The sequence below is a fragment of the Marisediminicola sp. UYEF4 genome, assembly GCF_040546025.1.
Taxonomy (GTDB): domain Bacteria; phylum Actinomycetota; class Actinomycetes; order Actinomycetales; family Microbacteriaceae; genus Marisediminicola.
Genome location: NZ_JBEPNA010000002.1, coordinates 215,627 through 235,439, shown reverse-complemented (window position 1 = coordinate 235,439; position 19,813 = coordinate 215,627). Strand labels below are relative to the sequence as shown.

The 19,813-nt window shown below is 67.9% G+C and carries 15 protein-coding genes; 7 read left to right on the top strand and 8 right to left on the bottom strand.

All coding sequences use genetic code 11. From position 1 onward, the window contains the following. Window positions 1-91 precede the first annotated feature (91 nt). Both acnA and dxs read left to right on the top strand, forming a co-directional pair. The gene (gene acnA / locus ABIB15_RS04050; protein WP_354475449.1) at window positions 92-2,914 is read left to right on the top strand and encodes an aconitate hydratase AcnA; all 2,823 of its coding nucleotides are present in this window, start codon (window positions 92-94) and stop codon (window positions 2,912-2,914) included. 34 nt (window positions 2,915-2,948) lie between these two features. Continuing rightward, window positions 2,949-4,904, top strand: a complete 1,956-nt coding sequence (dxs, locus tag ABIB15_RS04045) for a 1-deoxy-D-xylulose-5-phosphate synthase (protein ID WP_354475448.1) — start codon at window positions 2,949-2,951, stop codon at window positions 4,902-4,904. A 102-nt stretch (window positions 4,905-5,006) separates the two neighbouring features. Here dxs and ABIB15_RS04040 read toward each other — a convergent pair whose 3' ends face one another. The 4 genes from ABIB15_RS04040 to ABIB15_RS04025 form a co-directional block, all read right to left on the bottom strand. After that, on the bottom strand, window positions 5,007-7,136 hold the full coding sequence (locus ABIB15_RS04040) for a 3-hydroxyacyl-CoA dehydrogenase NAD-binding domain-containing protein (RefSeq protein WP_354475446.1): 2,130 nt from the start codon (window positions 7,134-7,136) through the stop codon (window positions 5,007-5,009). Further along, the gene (locus tag ABIB15_RS04035) at window positions 7,137-8,351 is read right to left on the bottom strand and encodes a thiolase family protein (protein ID WP_354475444.1); all 1,215 of its coding nucleotides are present in this window, start codon (window positions 8,349-8,351) and stop codon (window positions 7,137-7,139) included. Between the two features lie 75 nt (window positions 8,352-8,426). After that, a complete protein-coding gene (locus ABIB15_RS04030) occupies window positions 8,427-9,614 on the bottom strand; it encodes an HRDC domain-containing protein (protein WP_354475442.1) in 1,188 nt (395 codons plus the stop codon). A gap of 61 nt (window positions 9,615-9,675) precedes the next feature. After that, a complete protein-coding gene (locus ABIB15_RS04025) occupies window positions 9,676-10,272 on the bottom strand; it encodes a DUF3000 domain-containing protein (protein ID WP_354475440.1) in 597 nt (198 codons plus the stop codon). A gap of 22 nt (window positions 10,273-10,294) precedes the next feature. Between ABIB15_RS04025 and ABIB15_RS04020 the strand changes: the two genes are divergently transcribed. Beyond that, window positions 10,295-11,554 carry an alpha/beta hydrolase gene (locus tag ABIB15_RS04020; protein WP_354475438.1) on the top strand — a complete coding sequence of 420 codons (1,260 nt, stop codon included), beginning with the start codon at window positions 10,295-10,297 and terminating at the stop codon, window positions 11,552-11,554. Here the strand turns inward: ABIB15_RS04020 and ABIB15_RS04015 are convergent. Genes ABIB15_RS04015 through ABIB15_RS04005 form a run of 3 tightly spaced genes read right to left on the bottom strand, consistent with a single transcriptional unit; the run spans window position 11,481 to window position 13,563 of the window. Beyond that, window positions 11,481-12,218: a dihydrofolate reductase family protein gene (locus tag ABIB15_RS04015; RefSeq protein WP_354475436.1), complete on the bottom strand. Its 738-nt coding sequence runs from the start codon at window positions 12,216-12,218 to the stop codon at window positions 11,481-11,483. The genes ABIB15_RS04020 and ABIB15_RS04015 overlap by 74 nt on opposite strands. After that, the gene (locus tag ABIB15_RS04010; protein ID WP_354475435.1) at window positions 12,215-12,649 is read right to left on the bottom strand and encodes a SufE family protein; all 435 of its coding nucleotides are present in this window, start codon (window positions 12,647-12,649) and stop codon (window positions 12,215-12,217) included. Before ABIB15_RS04010 ends, ABIB15_RS04015 begins: the two co-directional genes overlap by 4 nt. Window positions 12,650-12,657: 8 nt before the next feature. Next, complete coding sequence (locus ABIB15_RS04005; protein ID WP_354475433.1) at window positions 12,658-13,563, bottom strand: sulfurtransferase; 906 nt, start codon at window positions 13,561-13,563, stop codon at window positions 12,658-12,660. A 109-nt stretch (window positions 13,564-13,672) separates the two neighbouring features. On the opposite strand from ABIB15_RS04005, the gene zapE reads away from it, so the two are divergent. The 4 genes from zapE to ABIB15_RS03985 all read left to right on the top strand — a co-directional run bounded on the left by zapE (window position 13,673) and on the right by ABIB15_RS03985 (window position 18,143). Beyond that, window positions 13,673-14,695: a cell division protein ZapE gene (gene zapE / locus ABIB15_RS04000; RefSeq protein ID WP_354475432.1), complete on the top strand. Its 1,023-nt coding sequence runs from the start codon at window positions 13,673-13,675 to the stop codon at window positions 14,693-14,695. A 239-nt stretch (window positions 14,696-14,934) separates the two neighbouring features. Beyond that, the gene (locus tag ABIB15_RS03995) at window positions 14,935-16,218 is read left to right on the top strand and encodes an ammonium transporter (protein WP_354475554.1); all 1,284 of its coding nucleotides are present in this window, start codon (window positions 14,935-14,937) and stop codon (window positions 16,216-16,218) included. A gap of 105 nt (window positions 16,219-16,323) precedes the next feature. Continuing rightward, entirely contained in the window at window positions 16,324-17,388 is a 1,065-nt protein-coding gene (locus tag ABIB15_RS03990) for a hypothetical protein (RefSeq protein WP_354475430.1), read from the top strand. A gap of 26 nt (window positions 17,389-17,414) precedes the next feature. Further along, window positions 17,415-18,143 carry a YqjF family protein gene (locus ABIB15_RS03985; protein ID WP_354475429.1) on the top strand — a complete coding sequence of 243 codons (729 nt, stop codon included), beginning with the start codon at window positions 17,415-17,417 and terminating at the stop codon, window positions 18,141-18,143. 311 nt (window positions 18,144-18,454) lie between these two features. Here ABIB15_RS03985 and fdhA read toward each other — a convergent pair whose 3' ends face one another. Beyond that, a complete protein-coding gene (gene fdhA, locus ABIB15_RS03980; RefSeq protein WP_354475427.1) occupies window positions 18,455-19,672 on the bottom strand; it encodes a formaldehyde dehydrogenase, glutathione-independent in 1,218 nt (405 codons plus the stop codon). Window positions 19,673-19,813: the final 141 nt, after the last annotated feature.

The window sequence follows — 19,813 nt, the reverse complement described above, 5'->3', positions numbered from 1 at the left end:
GGGCGAACACCCGCGACACTTAGGCTTGCCTTGGTGGCACGCCCGCAGGTCGGCGGTCAGGATTGGCAGACGTCAGCAAGGGAGACTCGACATGTCCGCAATCAACAGCTTCGGTTCGAAGGACACACTCACCGTCGGTGCGACCGAGTACGAGGTGTTCCGGCTCGACAGCGTCGCCGGATCCGAGAAGCTCCCGTTCAGCCTGAAGGTGCTGCTCGAGAACCTCCTCCGCACCGAGGACGGCGCCAACGTGACCCGCGCGCAGATCGAGGCCCTCGGCAGCTGGGTTCCCACCGCCGAGCCCGACACCGAGATCCAGTTCACCCCCGCCCGCGTGGTGATGCAGGACTTCACCGGTGTTCCGTGCATCGTCGACCTCGCGACCATGCGCGAGGCTGTCGCCGAACTGGGTGGCGACCCCACCAAGATCAACCCGCTGGCGCCCGCCGAGCTGGTCATCGACCACTCGGTCATCGCCGACCTGTTCGGCACCGCCGACGCCCTCGAGCGCAACGTCGAGATCGAGTACCAGCGCAACGGGGAGCGCTACCAGTTCCTCCGCTGGGGCCAGACCGCCTTCGACGACTTCAAGGTCGTGCCGCCGGGAACCGGAATCGTGCACCAGGTCAACATCGAGTACCTCGCGAGGGTGACCTACACGCGCACCGTGAACGGCGTGCTGCAGGCCTACCCCGACACCTGCGTCGGCACCGACTCGCACACCACCATGGTGAACGGGCTCGGCGTGCTCGGCTGGGGTGTCGGCGGCATCGAGGCGGAGGCGGCCATGCTCGGCCAGCCCGTCTCGATGCTCATCCCGAAGGTCGTCGGCTTCAAGCTGGCCGGACAGATCCCCGCGGGGGTCACCGCGACCGATGTCGTTCTCACCATCACCCAGATGCTGCGGTGGCACGGTGTCGTCGGCAAGTTCGTCGAGTTCTACGGACCCGGCGTTGCCTCGGTGCCCCTCGCCAACCGCGCCACCATCGGAAACATGAGCCCCGAGTTCGGCTCCACCGCCGCAATGTTCCCGATCGACGACGTCACCCTCGACTACCTGCGCCTCACCGGCCGCGACGAGGAGCAGGTGCGCCTCGTCGAGGCGTACGCCAAGCTGCAGAAGCTCTGGCACGACCCCTCCACAGAGGCGACCTACAGCGAGTACATCGAGCTCGACCTGTCGACCGTCGTGCCGTCCATCGCCGGACCGAAACGCCCGCAGGACCGCGTCGAGCTCAGCCGCGCGAAGGACCAGTTCGAGATCGACCTCAACGACTACGCCGGAGTCACCCGCTCGCAGGTCGATGCGGCGATCGAAGGCACCTTCCCGGCATCCGATCCGATCGGGTTCACCCCACAGGACGAGTCGTCCGCGCACGCCCCGGCCCAGAACCACCACTCGAGCCATGCCCCGTCGACGGCGTCGACCCCCACCCGCGTCACCCTCGAGGACGGCACGGGGTTCACCCTCGACCACGGCGCCGTCGCGATCGCCGCGATCACGTCGTGCACGAACACGTCCAACCCCTCCGTCATGCTCGCGGCAGGTCTCCTGGCCCGCAACGCCAGCATGAAGGGCCTCAAGGTCAAGCCGTGGGTAAAGACCACGCTCGCGCCCGGGTCCAAGGTCGTCACCGACTACTACGAGAAGGCCGGCCTGACCAGCTACCTCGAGGACCTCGGCTTCTTCACCGTCGGCTACGGCTGCACGACCTGCATCGGAAACTCCGGCCCGCTGCTCGACGAGATCTCCGCCGCGGTCAACGACAACGACCTCGCGGTCACCGCGGTGCTCTCCGGAAACCGCAACTTCGAGGGCCGCATCAACCCCGACGTGAAGATGAACTACCTGGCGAGCCCGCCGCTTGTCATCGCCTACGCCCTCGCCGGGTCGATGAACTTCGACTTCGTGACCGATTCCCTCGGCACCGCGACCGACGGCACCGAGGTCTTCCTCAAGGACATCTGGCCCGACGCCGCCGAGGTGCAGCAGACGATCGACTCCGCGATCGACACCGACATGTTCACGCACGAGTACGCGGGCGTCTTCGACGGCGACGAGCGTTGGCGTTCGCTGCCGACCCCGACCGGCCCGACGTTCGAGTGGGACGAGAAGTCCACCTACGTGCGCAAGCCCCCGTACTTCGACGGTATGACGATCGAAACGACCCCGGTCGCCGACATCAGCGGCGCACGCGTGCTCGCGAAGCTCGGCGACTCGGTCACCACCGACCACATCAGCCCCGCCGGCAGCATCAAGGCGGACAGCCCGGCCGGGCACTACCTCAACGAGCACGGCGTCGACCGGGCGGACTACAACTCCTACGGCTCCCGGCGCGGCAACCACGAGGTGATGATCCGCGGCACCTTCGCGAACATCCGCCTCAAGAACCAGCTGCTCGATGGCGTCGAGGGCGGCTACACGCGCGACTTCACGCAGCCCGACGCCCCTCAGGCCTTCATCTACGACGCCTCGGCGAACTATCAGGCGGCCGAGATCCCCCTCGTCATCCTGGGCGGCAAGGAGTACGGTTCCGGATCGTCGCGTGACTGGGCGGCGAAAGGCACGAGCCTCCTCGGAGTCAAGGCCGTCATCACCGAGAGTTTCGAGCGGATCCACCGCTCCAACCTCATCGGGATGGGGGTCGTGCCGCTGCAGTTCCCGGCCGGAGAGACCTGGGCATCGCTCGGGCTCGACGGCACGGAGACGATCAGCATCACGGGCATCGCCGAGCTCAACAACGGCACGACGCCGCGCACCGTGCGCGTCGTCGCCGAGCCGAGCGCGCAGTCTCCGGCGGGAAAGAAGACGGTCGAGTTCGACGCGATCGTCCGCATCGACACACCCGGTGAGGCCGATTACTACCGCAACGGCGGGATCCTGCAGTACGTGCTGCGGTCCCTCGTGTCCTGAAAGCTCCGAGCAAGCCGGAAGTAGACTCGACGCCATGACGATCCTCGAGAAAATCCGCGGTCCTCGCGACCTCGATTCGCTATCGCCGGAGCAGCTCGTCGAGCTCGCCGCCGAGATCCGAACTTTCCTAGTCGGGGAGGTGTCGAAGACGGGCGGTCACCTCGGCCCGAACCTCGGTGTCGTCGAGCTGACGATAGCGATCCACCGGGTATTCGAGTCGCCGAAGGACCCGATCGTCTTCGACACCGGGCACCAGTCGTACGTGCACAAGCTGCTCACGGGCCGGCAGGACTTCAGCCGGCTGCGTGAGCGTGGGGGGCTCGCCGGGTACCCGCAGCGCTCCGAATCGGTGCACGACGTTGTGGAGAGCTCTCACGCATCGAGCTCTCTGTCGTGGGCGGACGGGATTTCCCGCTCGTTCACGATGACGGGGCAGAACGACCGGCACGTGGTCGCGATCGTCGGGGATGGCGCCCTCACCGGCGGGATGACGTGGGAGGCGCTCAACAACATCAGCGACGACAACAAGCGCAACCTCGTGATCGTCGTCAACGACAACGGCCGCTCGTACGCGCCCACCATCGGCGGAATGGCCCGGTTCCTGAACACCGTGCGCACCAGGCGGTCGTACCGCAGCCTGTACCTCTCGAGCCGCAGTCTGTTCGACCGGTTCGGCGCGCCCGGGCAAGCGCTCTACCGCGGCATGCGCGGAGGGCTTCACGGCTTCCTCTCGCGATTCAGCAACAACGAGGCGCTGTACTCCAACCTCGACATCAAGTACATCGGGCCGATTCACGGCCACGACATCGCCGCGCTGCGGGAGGCTCTCGAGCAGGCGAAGAACTATGACGGGCCGGTGATCGTGCATGCCATCACCCAGAAGGGGCACGGCTACCAGCCCGCACGCCAGGACGACGCCGACCAGTTCCACGCTGTCGGCCAGATCGACCCGGAGACGGGCGAGCCGATCGGCGCCCCCGGGAAGGCATCCTGGACCTCCGTCTTCTCGGACGAGATCGTGAGGCTCGCCGACAAAGACGACACGATCGTGGGGATTACGGCCGCCATGCTGCGACCGACCGGCCTGCACAAGTTCGCCCAGAAGTACCCGGACCGCGTGCTCGATGTCGGCATCGCCGAACAGCACGCGGTGACCTCGGCGGCCGGGATGGCCTTCGGCGGGCTGCACCCCGTTGTCGCCCTCTACGCGACGTTCATCAACCGCGCGTTCGACCAGGTGCTCATGGATGTCGCCCTGCACAAGGCCGGAGTCACGTTCGTGCTCGACCGGGCGGGCGTCACAGGTCCCGACGGTCCCAGCCACCACGGCATGTGGGACCTCGCGATCCTGCAGGTGATCCCCGGTATTCGCCTGAGCGCCCCGCGGGACGCGGCACGTCTGCGCGAAGAGCTCGGCGAGGCCGTCGCCGTGAGCGACGGTCCCACCGTCGTGCGGTTCTCCAAGGGCGACGTCGGCACCGAGTTCGACGCGGTCCGGCGCCTCGACGATGGCGTCGACGTGCTTCGCGATGCGCCCCACAAGGATGTGCTGATCGTCACTGTCGGCCCGATGGCCGGCCTGGGGCTTCAGGTCGCCGAACGCCTCGCCGCGCAGGGTATCGGTGCCACCGTCGTCGATCCGCGCTGGGTGGTTCCGGTTCCGAAGAGCATCATCGCCCTCGCCGCAGAGCACCGCATCGTCATCTCGATCGAGGATGGCATCCGGGTCGGAGGCGTCGGCACCCGTATCCGCCAGGACCTGCGCGCGGCCGGCGTCGACACGGCGGTGACCGAGCTCGGCCTACCCGACCAGTTCATCGATCACGCCTCGCGCTCCCAGATCCTCGAACAGTTCGGCCTGACCCCGCAGAAGATCGCGCGCGATGTCGTCGCGCAGGTGCTCGGGAGCAAGATCCCCGTCGCCCGGCCGCTGCCGGAGGACGCCGAGGATGCCAGGCGACTGAACCCGTCCTCGCTGCACAACGACTGAGCAGTACCTCGTCGCGCTGCGGCGCTGGTGTGGACAACGCGAGAAGAGCCCCGCCCACCCCGCCTGACGGCGGGGTGGGCGGGGCTCTTCTGAGTTTCCGGGCTACTCCATGCCACGGATCGGCGGCGTGTGGAAGGTGCCGCCGAAGACACGTTCCGACGCGCCGACGCGGTCGAGGTACGGGGTCGCGCCGCCCATCTGGAACGGCCAGCCTGCTCCGAGAATGAGGCAGAGGTCGATGTCCTCCGGCGCCTCGACAACACCGTCCTCGAGCATCCGGTGGATCTCATCGGCGAGGCCGTCCTCGACCCGGCGGAGGATCTCCTCGCCCGTCATCGGCGACTTCCCGCCCTTCACGATCGAGACAGCCTTCTTGTCGAAGCCCTTGATCTTGCCCTTGCCGTCGCGCTCGAAGATCTGCCCGTGCTCGGCGAGGGCGTGCAGGTTCGTACTCTCGAAGAACCGGTCGGGGAATGCGGCGTGGTGGGTGTCGAGCACGTGCGCGCCGACCTTGAGCCCGACGAGCTCGAGGAGCTCGAACGGCGTCATTGGCAAGCCGAACGGCGCGATCGCCGTGTCCACGACCTCGAAGTGCGTACCAGTGTCGACCGCGTGCATTGCCTCGCCGAGGAGCTTGGCGAGGATGCGGTTGACGACGAAACCGGGGGTGTCGGTGGTGATGACGGCGTTCTTGTAGAGCTTCGCGGCGGTGACCATCGCCGTGCTGAGGGTCGTGTCGTCCGTCGACGGGGCCCGGACGACCTCGACGAGCGGCATGACCGCCACGGGGTTGAAGAAGTGGAAGCCGACGAGGCGTTCCGGGTGGGCGAGCTTCGCGCCGATCTGCTCGACCGACAGCGACGAGGTATTCGTGGCGAGCACCGCCGTGTCGGACACGTGCTTCTCGATCTCCGCGAACACGTCCTGCTTGACGCCGAGCTCCTCGAAAACGGCCTCGATGACCCAGTCGGCGTCGGCGAAGTCGGCCTTGTCGGTGGTGCCGGTCACGAGTGCCTTGAGCCGGTTCGACTCGTCACGGTTGATCTTGCCCTTGCTCTCAAGGGCGTCGATCTCACCGCGAATGTAGTCGACACCCTTGTCCACGCGGGCCTGGTCGAGGTCGGTGATGACCACGGGCACCTTGAGCCGGCGCACGAACAGCAGCGCGAACTGGCTGGCCATCAGTCCGGCGCCGATTACGCCGACCTTGGTGACCGGCTTCGCGAGCGCCTTGTCGGGGGCACCTGCCGGCCGCTTCGCGCGCTTCTGCACGAGATTGAAGGCATAGATGCTCGCCCGGAACTGATCGCCGGAGATCAGCGCGGCCAACGCCTCATCCTCGGCGGCGAAGCCGGTGGCCCTGTCGGTGTTCTTGGCGGCCTTGATGAGGTCGAGCGCCGTGTACGGCGACTGGGCGACCGTGCCGATACGGCTCTCCAGCATCTTGCGGGCAATGCCGACCGCGGCGTCCCACTTGACGGCGCGTTCGAGCTTGCCGGGCACGTTCGGGCGCTTCACGACGACCGTGCCCGAGATCACGCCATCCGCGAATCTCAGGGAGTCCTCAAGGAAGTTCGCCGAGTCGAAGATCGCGTCGGCGATGCCGAGATCGAAGGCCTCCTGGCCCTTGAGCATGCGGTTGTTCTTGAGAGGGTTCTCGATGATGACCTTGAGGGCGTTCTCAATGCCGATGAGATTCGGCAGGATCCATGCTCCTCCCCAGCCGGGGATGATGCCGAGGAACACCTCGGGGAGGGCGACGGCGGGGACCCCGCGGTCGATCGTGCGGTAATTCGCGTTGAGCGCGACCTCGAGGCCGCCGCCGAGCGCGAGCCCGTTGATGAAGACGAATGTGGGTACGCCGAGATCGTCGAGCTTGCCGAGTACCTCGTGGCCGAGCTGTGCGAGCTGCTTGGCGACCGCCGTGCTCGGGATCTCGCTGACCTTGCTGAGGTCGGCGCCTGCGGCGAGAATGAACGGCTTGCCGGTAATGGCGAGGCCGGCGATCTCGCCGTTCGCGGCGCGACGCCGCTGGGTATCGAGCACGGACCCGAGCTCCATGAGCGTCACGGGGCCGAGCGTGCTCGGCCTCGTGTGGTCGCGGTCGTTGTCCAGTGTGACAAGAGCGATGGTGGCGCCGCTGGCGAGCTGAACGTCGCGCACATAGGAGTGCGTGACGACCTCGTCGCCGGACAGGGCGGTGAGGTCTCCGTATGCGGTGGCGATGGTCATCTACTTTGCCTTCCGTGCGTTGCGCTTGCCGGTGTAATGCGGGTTCTCCCAGATGACGGATCCACCCTGGCCGAGGCCGATGCACATGGCGGTGAGCCCGTAGCGCACCTCGGGGTGCTCGGCGAACTGTGCCGCGAGCTGAATCATCAGCCGCACGCCAGACGACGCGAGCGGGTGCCCGACGGCGATCGCACCGCCCCACTGGTTGACCCGGGGGTCCTCATCGTCGATGCCGAAGTGGTCGAGTAGCGACAGCACCTGAATCGCGAATGCCTCATTGAGTTCGAACAGTCCGATGTCGTCGATCGTGAGTCCCGCCTTGCGGAGGGCCTTCTCGGTCGAGGGGACCGGTCCGATGCCCATGATCTCGGGCTCGACACCGGCGAAGGCGAAGCTCACGAGCCGCATCTTCGGGGTCAGGCCGAGTTCCTTCGCCGCGTCGGCACTCGAGAGCAGGCTCGCGGTCGCTCCGTCGTTGAGACCGGACGAGTTGCCGGCCGTCACGCGTCCGTGCGGGCGGAACGGCGTGCGCAGGGCGGCGAGCCCCTCGAGCGTCGTCTCGGGGCGCGGTGCCTCGTCGACCGTGGCCAGCCCCCAGCCGCTCGCGCTACGGGTCGCGACGGGGATGAGGTCAGGCTGGATTTTTCCGTCGGAGTATGCCTTGGCGGTCTTCTGCTGGCTCCCAAGGGCGAACCGGTCGGCGCGCTCCTTCGTCAGGTGGGGGAAGCGGTCGTGGATGCGCTCGGCCGTATTGCCCATGTTGAGCGCCTCGGCATTCACGAGCTTCTCCGACTGGAACCGCGGGTTCGGGTCGACGCCAGAGCCCATCGGGTGCCGGCCCATGTGCTCGACTCCACCGGCAATGACGAGGTCATAGGCGCCGAAGGCGATGCCGCCGGCGGTCGCGGTCACGGCAGTCATGGCGCCGGCGCACATACGGTCGATGGCGTAGCCGGGCACCGAGCGGGGCAGGCCCGCGAGGATGGATGCCGTGCGGCCGAGGGTGAGGCCCTGGTCGCCGGTTTGGGTGGTCGCAGCGATCGCGACCTCGTCGATCCGGTCTTTCGGAACGTTCGGGTTGCGCTCGAGCAGCCCGATGATGGCCTTGACGACGAGGTCGTCGGCCCTCGTCTGCCAGTACATTCCCTTTTCGCCAGCTCGACCGAACGGGGTTCGCACCCCGTCGACAAACACGACTTCAGCTCTCTCGGCCACAATGCCTCCAACTCAGGTACGGATGTCTACGAGCGTAGGCGGGGCGAAATGGGCAGAGGAATCCTTTGACTGTTCCTACGACTCGCCGTGCTCCGGTTCGACGCTGATTTGGACAGCATCCACAAAGGCATTGAGGATTACCTGTGCAGTTGCGTCAATCTGCCACTGCCGTACACCGAGTTCGCGCATGGCCTCCTGCAGCGCGGCGAGCTCGAGCGGAGCGGGCGGCGACCACGCGAGTCGGCGCAGAGCCTCGGGCAGGAGCAGATTCTCGACGGGGACGTCGAGCAGCACCGACACCTCGGCGATCGCGGCCTTGGATATCTTCAGGCGCTTGTCGGCCGGGGGATTGCGATCCGACCACACCCGGGCGGCCGGCACGGCGTCGCTGGCAACGTGGAGAGGCGGCAGGTCGGTGGACGCCTTGCCTGCCTCGATCGCCTCCCACCACCGGCCGAGTTCGGAGCGGCTCGCCCGTCCGTTGAACTCGCGCAGAGCGGCGAGGTCACGCTTGGAGTCCGGCAGGGTGCGGGCCGCGGCGACGAGGGAGGAATCCGGCACGAGCCGCCCCGGCGAGGTGTCGATCTCGCGCGCGAAGGCGTCACGCGCAAGCCAGAGCTCCCGGGCGACGGCGAGGTTGCGCGCGCCGCGCACGGTGCTGAGCCCGGTGAGCCGCCGCCAGACATCCGTCTTCATGGGCTTCACCTCACGGGTGAGCACCGCGGCGAACTCCTGCTCCGCGATTCCCGTCTTGCGTTGCTCTGTCAGCACCCGCCCCATGGCGTCGCGCAGGTCGACGAGCAGTTCCACGTCGAGGGCGGCGTAGACGAGCCACGACTGGGGGAGGGGCCTGGTCGACCAGTCGGCCGCCGAGTGCTCCTTGGCGAGGTGGATGCCGAGCAGACTTTCCACGACGGTTCCGAGTCCGACCCGCGGCAGTCCGGCGAGTCGCGCGCCCAGTTCGGTGTCGAAGATCACGGTCGGGTCGAGGCCGACCTCGCGCAGGCAGGCGAGGTCCTGGCTGGCGGCGTGCAGCACCCACTCGTCGTCACGGATCGCGGCGTTGAGCTCCTCGAAGGAGCCGATCGCCGGAGGATCGAAGAGGAAGATCCCGGCGTCGCGCCGGAACACCTGAATGAGGTAGGCCCGCTGAGAGTAGCGGAATCCGGATGCCCGCTCCGCGTCGATGGCGATGGGCCCGTGACCGGCGGCGATCGTCTCGACGGCGGCCAGGTACTCCTCGCGAGTGTCAATCACGCTCATGAGCGCATGCGGATCGGCCACGTCTTCCTCGGCCGGGGAAGGCGGTGTGTCCTGAGCGGCGTTACTCACGCCCTGCTCGACGTGACGACAACATGGTCACTCCTTCAATGGTCGGCGGAAGGCCCGCCAACATGCACAATAGCTCCCCCCAGCCTTCCACATGAGCGGCGATGTCGGTTCCCTGCGGTGTCCACGAGGCGCGCAATTCAATCTGTGCCCCATCTCCCTGCTCGGCGAGCTCGCCGTACCCGGTCGACAGGATCTTCGTGGCGGTGCCGGAAAGCGAGTGGTAGCGGGCCCCGCGGGCAGCGAGCGCGTCGACAAGCCAGGACCAGGCGACGTCCGCGAGGAACGGGTCGACGCCGATGTCGGTTTCGAGCGGCGCCTGCGCGAAGCAGACGATACGAAACTTCCCGTCCCAGCCCTGCTGGCCCTCGGGGTCGTGCAGCAGGATGAACCGCCCGGTGCCGGGCTCCGAGTCGCCCTCGTGGCGTGCCGGGGTGACGTCGGCGGCGAACGCGACGGTAAACGGGGCGACTCCCGATGGTGCCGTGATCTCGCTGATCGCCAGCTCTTTTCGGGGCGCCGACCGGCGGATCGACTCGAGCGCCGAGGCGAACGCGGGTGGGGCCGAGGCTCCGGAGACAGTTTCGGGCACGAGTGAAGATTAGAGTTTGTCCGTGGCAGATTCCGGAAGGCACGCCGACCACCGGCCCCCGTGGTGGAGCATCGTGATCTTCTCGGTGTCGTCGCTCGCCGCGATGGGCGGCGCCATCACGGCGCTCATGACGCTGCGCGTGGCTCAGCTCGTTGTGACGCCGCCGAGAAGCCGCCCCGATGACGTGCCGATCCTTGACGTGGACAGGCACGCACACACGGTGACCCTCGGCCGCACCGCCGACTCGGCGACGCCGGGCCGATACGGCCTCTGGTTCTCTCGCGACTCCGGGCATGCGCGGCTCGGCGAGGTCACGGCGGAGACCGACGGAACCGTAACCCGTGAGCTGCTCGGCGTGGACTTCGGCGAACTACTGCCCGATACGAGGGGCCGGTTCAGCGGGTGGTTCTTCCTGACCCCGCGAGACCTGGGCGTCGACCACGAGAGCGTGAGCCTCGTGACGACCCTCGGCCCGGCGCCGGCCTGGGTCATCCTCGCCGATCGGGACGAACACGGCACCGCGACGGGGAAGTGGGCGGTGCTCGTGCACGGGCGCGGGGTGACCCGCTCGGAGACGCTGCGCTGCGTCGGCGTGTTCCGTGAGGCCGGGTACAACTGTCTGCTCGTCTCCTGGCGCAACGACGGGGACGCTCCCCCGAGCGACGACCGCCGCTACGCCCTCGGCGCGACCGAGTGGCTCGATGTGGAGGCGGGCATCCGCTACGCCCACGACGAGCGGGGCGCGACCGACGTCGTCCTCGTGGGGTTCTCGATGGGGGGCGCCGCGGTATTGCAGGCAGCGGCGAACTCGGAGCTGGCGACCCTCGTCCGCGGGATCGTGCTCGAGTCGCCCGTCGTCGACTGGGCACCAACCCTGCTCTTCCAGGCCAGAGTGTTGCGCGTTCCGCGGCTCGTGCAGCGCGCGGCGATCAGCCTCCTCGGCAGTCGGCGCGCCCATCGGATCACCGGGCTGCGGACCGCGATCGACTTCCGGATGCTGGACTTCGTGCTGCGCAGCGACGAGTTGACCGTGCCGGTCCTTCTGATGCACAGCGACGACGACGGATATGTGCCGCCGACCGCGTCACGGGCGCTCGCGTCAGCGCGGCCCGACATCGTGACGTTCCACCTGTGGCGTGGAGCGCGGCATGCGCGCCTGTGGAACTATGATCCGGTGCAATTCACGGCCCAGATCGGCCAGTGGCTGGCTACACTGCCGCTGGGCGGGGGACCAGCCACCTCGCATACAGGCCGCTCCGATCGTCCACCAGAAGCTGGCTGAGTTCGAGCCGCCGCTCGGCAACACCGGTACTGCCGAAGAGCGGCAGCTGGGCCGTCGTGATGACCGGCCCGGTCGAGAGGCAGAGCTCATCGACGATTCCGGCGTCGAGGAGCTGCCCGGCGAGGCTCGGGCCGCCCTCGCACACGATGTGGGCGAGCCCGCGGCCGCGCAGCCGCGCGACGACGTCGGCGGGGGCGATGCGACCACCGACGTCGTCGACCACGATGATCTCGGCGGCGGCGCCGTCGAGCGAGGCGTCGACCCGAGCCACGGCGCCAGCGGGGCAGATCACGAGCAGCCGGCCTGGTTCGATGTCCCTCCTCACCTTGTGACCGTCGAGGTCACCGGTGCCGGTGAGGACGGCGAGGCGCGAGCTCCTCGGCACGTGGTAGCCCTCCGCCCTGACGCTCGCGGCCCCGACGAGCACGACGTCGGCGAGAGAGCGGATGGCCCTGAGGATTGATCGGTCGGCCCTGTTCGTGAGTGAGTCGGACGTACCATCGCCTCCGGCGGCACTCCCGTTCACGCTGGAAACGAGGTTGAGTCGCAGCCACTCGGCCCGGGGTGGGGCGTAGAGCGCGGCGAGAGCCTGCAGCGCGCCGTCATCATCGAGGTCGATTCGTTCCGCGTCCGCGTCGGAGGGGACCACGCTGGTGAGGATCACGCCGCGATTTTCGCGCGAATCTGTCGCTTAGAGCGGGAGAGCAGCGCGTTCATCCCGCGCATCCGGAGCGGGCTCACGGCATCCGTCAACCCGATGGTCTGCGGAAAGTCGTCCGGAACGTCGAGGACCTCGTCGGCACTGAGGCCGGAGAGCCCCTGCACGAGGATCGACGCGAACCCGCGCGTTGTCGGCGCCTCCTTCGGCGCGGTCGCGTGCAGGTGCACCGTCCCGTCGTCGCCGACCTCGACGAAGATGAACACGGGTGCCTGGCACTCCTCGACGCGCTCCAGAAGGTCCGGGTGGTCGGCGAACTGGGCGGGCAGCTCCGGCAGCTCGTTGGCGAACTCGAGCAGCAGCACCAGCCGGTCGGACTGGTCGAGCTCGAGGAAGTCGTCGCGGATCTGGGCGAGGGACTGCGGTAGTTCGGTCATCCGGTCCATTATCCCTTGCGCGGGGGAACCTCGCCCGGCTCGCTGCCACGAACGATCGGCACCCGCACGGCGCTGCCCCACTCCGTCCAGGAGCCGTCATAGTTGCGCACGTTCTCGAACCCGAGCAGGTGGGTGAGCACGAACCAGGTGTGCGCCGACCGCTCGCCGATCCGGCAGTAGGCGATGACCCGGTCGCCGTCGCTGAGCCCGGCCTCGCCGCGGTAGAGCGCGTCGAGCTCCGACGTGCGCCGGAAGGTACCGTCATCCGCGGCCGCCCTGCCCCACGGCACGTTGTGCGCGCTGGGGATGTGCCCCGCCCGCAGGGCACCCTCATCGGGGTAGGCCGGGGCGGTCGTGCGCTCGCCGCTGAACTCCTCGGGCGAGCGCACGTCGATGAGGGGCTCGCCGAGGTGCGCGAGCACGTCGTCCTTGTAGGCCCGGATCGAACTGTCGTCGCGCTCGACGACGGGGTAGTCGACCGCGGCCGGTCGAGGCCGCTCTGTCGTGTAATCGCGGCCCTCGGCCTCCCACTTCGCCCGGCCTCCGTCGAGCAGGCGCACGTCGGCGTGGCCGAAGAGGGTGAACACCCAGAGGGCGTAGGCGGCCCACCAGTTGTTCTTGTCGCCGTAGATGACGACGGTCGTGTCGCGGGTGATTCCGCGAGACCCGAGGAGCTTCGCGAAGGCGGCGCCGTCGATGTAGTCCCGCTCGACCGGGTCGTTGAGGTCGGTGTGCCAGTCGATCTTGACCGCTCCGCGAATGTGGCCGGTCTCGTACAGCAGCACGTCCTCATCGGATTCGACCACCACGAGCCCGGGGGAGGAGAGGTGCTCCTGGAGCCAACCGGTCGAGACGAGCCGCTCGGGGTGGGCGTAGCCGATGAATTCCGTGGATGAATCTACCTCGATGGCCATCTGGACCTCCTGTTGACGCGGACTCGGCGGCACATGGCCGGCTACTCCAAGGTTAAGCTGGTGCGACCACGAGATTGACCATTCGCAACCAAGGTGAGGCTGTAAGACATTGTCCGCTGACCCGGTGCGCGTTGTGAACAGGCTCGTCGACCGACGCCCCACGATTAGCGGAGCCCAGATCGTCGCCCACCTGGTGCCGCCCCGCCAGTTTGTGAACGCCACGATCGACTCGTACCGCCCCGACCCGGACTATGTATCTCAGACTGAGGCGGTCGAGGCGGTCGATGTGTTCTCCTCAGTGTGGACCGCGGGGCCGAGCGGCGGCTTCTTCCGGCGTCGGCGTACTCCGGCGGCGCTCCCCGGCATCTACTTCGACGGCGGCTTCGGCGTCGGGAAGACCCACCTGCTCGCGGCGCTCTGGCACCGCGCGCCCGGGCGCAAATACTTCGGAACCTTTATCGAGTACACCGCACTCGTCGGCGCGCTCGGCTATGCCGAGACGATTCACCTGCTGCGCGGGGCATCCCTCGTCTGCATCGACGAGTTCGAGCTCGACGACCCGGGCGACACCCGCCTGATGTCCCGTCTGCTCTCCGAGCTGGTGCACAGCGGCACGCGCATCGCGGCGACCTCGAACACCCCGCCCAACGCACTCGGTGAGGGGCGGTTTGCCGCGGCCGACTTCCTGCGCGAGATCGATGCCCTCGCCGCGAAGTTCAGGACCATCAGGATCGACGGCCTCGACTACCGCCGTCGCACGGTCTCCGGGCACGCAGGCACCGTCGCCGACAACGAGATCGAGGACGCGATCGGCGCCGTCGCCGGCACCACGACGATCGACGACTTCGAAGAGGTCGTCGCGCACCTCGCGACCGTGCACCCGTCCCGCTACGTGACTCTCGTAGAGGGCCTTGCCGCGGTCGCCTTCCGCGACGTGCGCCAGTTCACTAGCCAGACGGATGCCCTCCGCTTCGTCGCGTTCGTGGACCGGCTCTACGACGCCCAGGTGCGCATCCTTGCCACCGGCCTGCCGCTCGACGAGGTGTTCGCCGAAGACATGCTCGCCGGCGGCTACCGCAAGAAGTACCTGCGTGCGATGAGCCGCCTCATCGCGCTCGCGTCGTCGGACTGAGCCCGGAAATTCGTCGGGCCGGGCCCGCGCGCCCGGACTCCGGGGCGTTTCGTGGTGCCTCGAAACACGATGTTAACGCGCCACCGGCGCGCGTAACAGGCCCGAAACACGGCGAGGCCACTGACGAAACCTCCTCCCGAGAAACTGTGTTCGTACCCGAGCTGGCTCGGTGCCGGCTCCGGCCCCTCTCGGGGAGGCCGGCCGACATTCAGTCTTCGCATACCTAAGAGAGGTTCATGATGGATCAAGGCAACACCGCCTTCCTGCTTATCTGCGCGGCGCTTGTGCTGTTGATGACGCCCGGTCTGGCGTTCTTCTACGGCGGCCTCGTCAAGGCAAAGAGCGTCATCAGCATGATGATGATGAGTTTCGGGGCCCTCGGCCTCATCGGAGTCCTCTGGGTCCTCTACGGCTATGCGATCACCTTCGCCAACGGCGGAACCGAGGGCTTCCTCGGCATCGACGGGTTCCTCGGCGTCGACACGGCCAACCTCGGCCTCAACGGCCTCCTCGAGACCCCGGAGGGTGCGGCGTTCCCGCCCATCGCTTTCGCGGCCTTCCAGGCGACCTTCGCCATCATCACAGTCGCACTCATCTCCGGCGCTATCGCCGACCGGGCCAAGTTCGGCGCGTGGATGATCTTCGCCGGCATCTGGGCGACCGTCGTCTACTTCCCCGTCGCAAGCTGGGTCTTCAACTTCACTCTCGACCCCGAGACCCTCGCGTTCACCGACGGTGGCTGGATCACCTACGGCATGCAGGAGGTATTCGGCGTCGGCGCGATCGACTTCGCCGGCGGAACCGCAGTGCACATCAACGCCGGAGCCGCGGCCCTCGCCCTTGCCCTGGTCCTCGGCAAGCGCGTCGGCTTCGCCAAGGGCGCCCACGTGCCTCACAACCCGCCGTTCGTTCTGCTCGGTGCCGGGCTCCTCTGGTTCGGCTGGTTCGGCTTCAACGCCGGCTCCGAGCTCGCCGCCGACGGTACCGCCGCCCTCGCCTTCCTCAACACGATCGCCGCACCCGCGGCCGCGCTGCTGGCCTGGCTCGTCGTCGAGAAGGTCCGCGACGGCAAGCCGACCTCGGTCGGCGCCGCATCCGGAGCCGTCGCCGGACTCGTCGCGATCACCCCGGCCTGCGCCTCGATCCACCCGATCTGGGCGATCCTGCTCGGCTTCATCGCCGGTGCCGTCTGTGCCCTCGCGATCGACCTGAAGTTCAAGCTCGGCTTCGACGACTCCCTCGACGTCGTCGGCATCCACCTCGTCGGTGGCCTCATCGGAACGCTGTACCTGGGCTTCTTCGCCAACGGAACCGGCCTCTTCATGGGCGGCGACGGAACGCAGCTCCTGGTGCAGGCGATCGCGGCCTTCTCGGTGATGGCCTTCTCCTTCACACTGGCCTTCGTCATCGGCCTCGTGATCGAGAAGACGATCGGATTCCGTATCAAGAACGAAGACGAGCTCGCCGGCGTCGACACCGTGGTCCACGGCGAAGAGGGTTACGTGCTCGCCGAAACGAGGTAGCACCACCGCACAGCACTGGGGTGCCGCCGTCCGGGCGGCACCCCTTTCTGCATTCCGGGCTGCCGGAACGGGAACGCACCCCTACGCTGGGTCACTGGAGGCGACGTGATCATCGAGGTATCCCCGCTCACCCTGTTCTCGACGATCGCGATCGCCGGACTCGGCCCGGCGATCACCGCGCTCACCGACGCCTGGCAGGGATCTGCCGGCATCCGCTCGCTCGCGGCCGGCGCCATGCACTCCGTGGCCGGCTGGCTGGGCTGGCTGGCGTTGGCGGGAATGCTTCGGCCCGACATCGACCCGCTGCTCGTGCTACCGCTCACGGCGCTCGGCGGTGTCGCGGCGGTCCTCGCCGCCACGCCCGCCCGACTCCTCGGTCGCGGTGCGCGCAGCACCCTCGCCTACGCGGCTCTCTGGTCGGTGCTCGTCTACGGGCCCGTGGCCGTCGCCTTGTTCTCGGCGGAGGGGTTGCTCGCCGCTGAACTGGCGACAGTCGATCTTGCCGGGGCGCTGCCGGTGCTCGTGGCGGGCGGATGCGGCGGGCTCGCGGTGCTTGTCCTCGAGAGGAGCCGGGTCGAGCGCCGGCGCGGGAGGAACGCGGGACGCGTGCTGCTCGGCATCTTCGCGGGGGTCTGGGCGCTCTGGCTCCTGTGGCTCGTTGGGATGGAGTTGGCGATCGACGAGATCACCGGGCTGATCATCGCGAACACGCTTTTGACGCCGGTCGCCTCGGCGGCAGCCTGGCTTGTGGTCCAGCGCATCCAGCACGCGAGAACCACGCCGTCGGCGGCGGTCGGCGGGCTGCTGTGCGGACTGGTCGCGATCGCCCCTGGCAGCGGAAACCTGAGCACCGTCGGCGCCCTTCTTACCGGAATCGTCGCCGGAGCGCTGTGCTCGCTCGTGGGATATTGGGCCGCCCGGCGCACCGGCAACTTCGTCTGGCTCGTTGTCACGATTCTGCTGGGAGGGGGAGGGCTCGGCGTCGGCCTCATCGGCGCCTTCGCGACCCGCACCGGAATCGTGTTCACAGGTCAGCCCGAAGCGCTGCTGAGCCAGTTCGCGAGCGTGCTGATCGTCACCGTCTACGCCGGCGCCGTGTCGCTCGCCTGCTGGCTCGTCGTCTCCCGCGTTGCGCGCCGACCGGCGCCGAGTGCCCTCGCAGGTTCCTAAGGGCACACCGCACGTACAGTGAGCTCGTGGATCCCATTACTTCGACCGCACCGCCGCTCACCGGGCGTCCGGTGCTCCGACAGCTCTGGCGCGACCTCGTCTTCGTGCACTGGCGAGTCGACCCCCACGAGATCGCGCCGCTGCTGCCGCGGGGGATCGTGCCGGATGTCTTCGATGGATCATCATGGGTCGGCCTGATCCCGTTCGAGATGCGGGACTCCGCTGTGCTCGGCGGGCCGCCCGTTCCCTACTTCGGCTCGTTCACCGAGGTCAACGTGCGCCTGTACGGCGTGGACGCATCCGGCCGCCGCGGCGTCGTCTTCTGCTCGCTCGAGGCATCCCGGCTCGCCGCCGTGATCACCGCGCGCGTGCTCTTCCGGCTTCCCTACCAGTGGGCACGCGCCGCCTCGGTGGTCACCGACGACCTGCTCGCGTACCGCTCGGAGCGGTTAGCCCCCGGCCGTGCCGCCACGATGATCTCCGTGCGCCCGTCGACGAGAGCCGTCCATGGCGACGCCCTCGCCGAATTCCTGACCGCCCGCTGGCTCCTGTTCGTCACGCGCGGCAACGACACCGTCGCAATGGCGAACGAGCACGAGCCGTGGCCGCTGTTCGAAGCCGACATTCTCACCCTGCGCGACGGACTCGTTGCCGCGGCCGGCATCACCTCGATCGGCTCCCGCGCCCCGGACTCGGTGCTCTACTCGCCCGGTGTCGTCACGAGCTTCGGCCTGCCGTCTCGCGTCGACGTCTAGCCAGCCCCGCCGCTGTCATTATTCAGGACCCTGCGGGCCGCAGGCCTTTCATCATTCAGGAGATTTGGGTCGGACACATCCGGGCGGGAGCATCCCGCCCCGCACGTGCGGCAGTGGTGCCAGTAGCTCGCCGCGTTCGCGGTGGTGCTCGCCAGGCTGTCCTGAATGATGATGGCCGCCCGACTTCAATCTCCTGAATAATGAAAGCCCGGCTGGCAGCAACTCCGGCTGAAACTCCTGAATAATGAGGCACGCAGACGAGGAGGACCGCCGACCGCTCGGCCGGCGGCCCTCCTTGGGCGTTGCGTCCTCTACTTGCCGTCGAGGTACCCGTTCGGGTTGAGCACGTACTTCGTCGCGGCACCCGCGTCGAACTCGGCGTAGCCGCGGGGGGCCTCGTCGAGCGTGATCGCCTTGGCGTTGACGTTCTTCGCGATGCTGACCCGGTCGTGCAGGATCGCCATCATGAGGCTGCGGTTGTACTTCATCACCGGGCACTGTCCGGTGGTGAACGACAGCGACTTCGCCCAGCCGGTGCCGAGGCTGAGGGACAGCGAGCCCGTCTTGGCGGCCTCGTCGACCCCTCCCGGGTCACCGGTGACGTAGAGCCCGGGGATGCCGAGCGCTCCGCCTGCCGCCGTGACGTCCATGAGCGAGTTGAGCACGGTGGCGGGAGCCTCGCCGGAGTCCTTGCCGTGACCCCTCGCCTCAAACCCGACCGCGTCCACGCCGCAGTCAACCTCCGGCACGCCGAGGATCTGGTCGATCTGATCGGCGAGGTCGCCCTTGGTGAGGTCGATTGTCTCGCAGCCGAAGCTGCGCGCCTGGGCGAGCCGATCGGCGTTGAGGTCGCCGACGATGACAGCAGCTGCGCCGAGCAGCATCGCGCCGCTTGCCGCGGCGAGTCCGACGGGTCCGGCTCCGGCGACGTAGACGGTCGAGCCGACCCCAACTCCGGCGGTGACCGCTCCGTGGAATCCGGTGGGGAAGATGTCGGACAGCATCGTGAGGTCCATGATCTTCTCGAGGGCCTGGTCCCGGTCCGGGAACTTCAGCAGGTTCCAGTCCGCGTACGGGACGAGGACGTACTCCGCCTGGCCACCAACCCACCCGCCCATGTCGACGTAGCCATAGGCGCTGCCGGGGCGGTCGGGGTTGACGTTGAGGCAGATGCCCGTCTTGCGCTCCTTGCAGTTGCGACACCGGCCGCACGCGATGTTGAACGGGACAGAGACGATGTCGCCGACCTTGATGAACTCGACCCCGGGGCCGCACTCGACAACCTCGCCCGTGATCTCATGGCCGAGCACCAGATCACTGGGAGCTGTCGTGCGACCACGGACCATGTGCTGGTCCGAGCCGCAGATGTTGGTGGCGATGGTGCGCACGATGACGCCGTGGGGCACCTTCCTGCCCACGTTCGCGGGGTTCACCCCCGGTCCGTCCTTCAATTCGAATGTGGGGTAGTCGATGTCGATGACCTCGACTTTCCCTGGGCCCTTGTAGGCAACGGCTTTGTTTCCTGACATGGTGGTTCCTCTCTTCGATTTCTTCAGGGTGACTGTGTGGTGCGAAGGAGACCCCGGATGCTGTGGTCGTACCGGGTTCATCTCGACGCTAACCGCCGAGCATGGGAATAACCATGGGGTTGCGAAAACGGGGTCACTGGC

Coding starts and splice junctions, on each gene's coding strand:
- ABIB15_RS04030 (WP_354475442.1), bottom strand. CDS start 9,614: ATGAGCGTGATTGACACTCGCGAGGAGTACCTGGCCGCCGTCGAGACG.
- dxs (WP_354475448.1), top strand. CDS start 2,949: ATGACGATCCTCGAGAAAATCCGCGGTCCTCGCGACCTCGATTCGCTA.
- ABIB15_RS04005 (WP_354475433.1), bottom strand. CDS start 13,563: ATGGCCATCGAGGTAGATTCATCCACGGAATTCATCGGCTACGCCCAC.
- ABIB15_RS04010 (WP_354475435.1), bottom strand. CDS start 12,649: ATGACCGAACTACCGCAGTCCCTCGCCCAGATCCGCGACGACTTCCTC.
- fdhA (WP_354475427.1), bottom strand. CDS start 19,672: ATGTCAGGAAACAAAGCCGTTGCCTACAAGGGCCCAGGGAAAGTCGAG.
- ABIB15_RS03995 (WP_354475554.1), top strand. CDS start 14,935: ATGGATCAAGGCAACACCGCCTTCCTGCTTATCTGCGCGGCGCTTGTG.
- ABIB15_RS04040 (WP_354475446.1), bottom strand. CDS start 7,136: ATGACCATCGCCACCGCATACGGAGACCTCACCGCCCTGTCCGGCGAC.
- acnA (WP_354475449.1), top strand. CDS start 92: ATGTCCGCAATCAACAGCTTCGGTTCGAAGGACACACTCACCGTCGGT.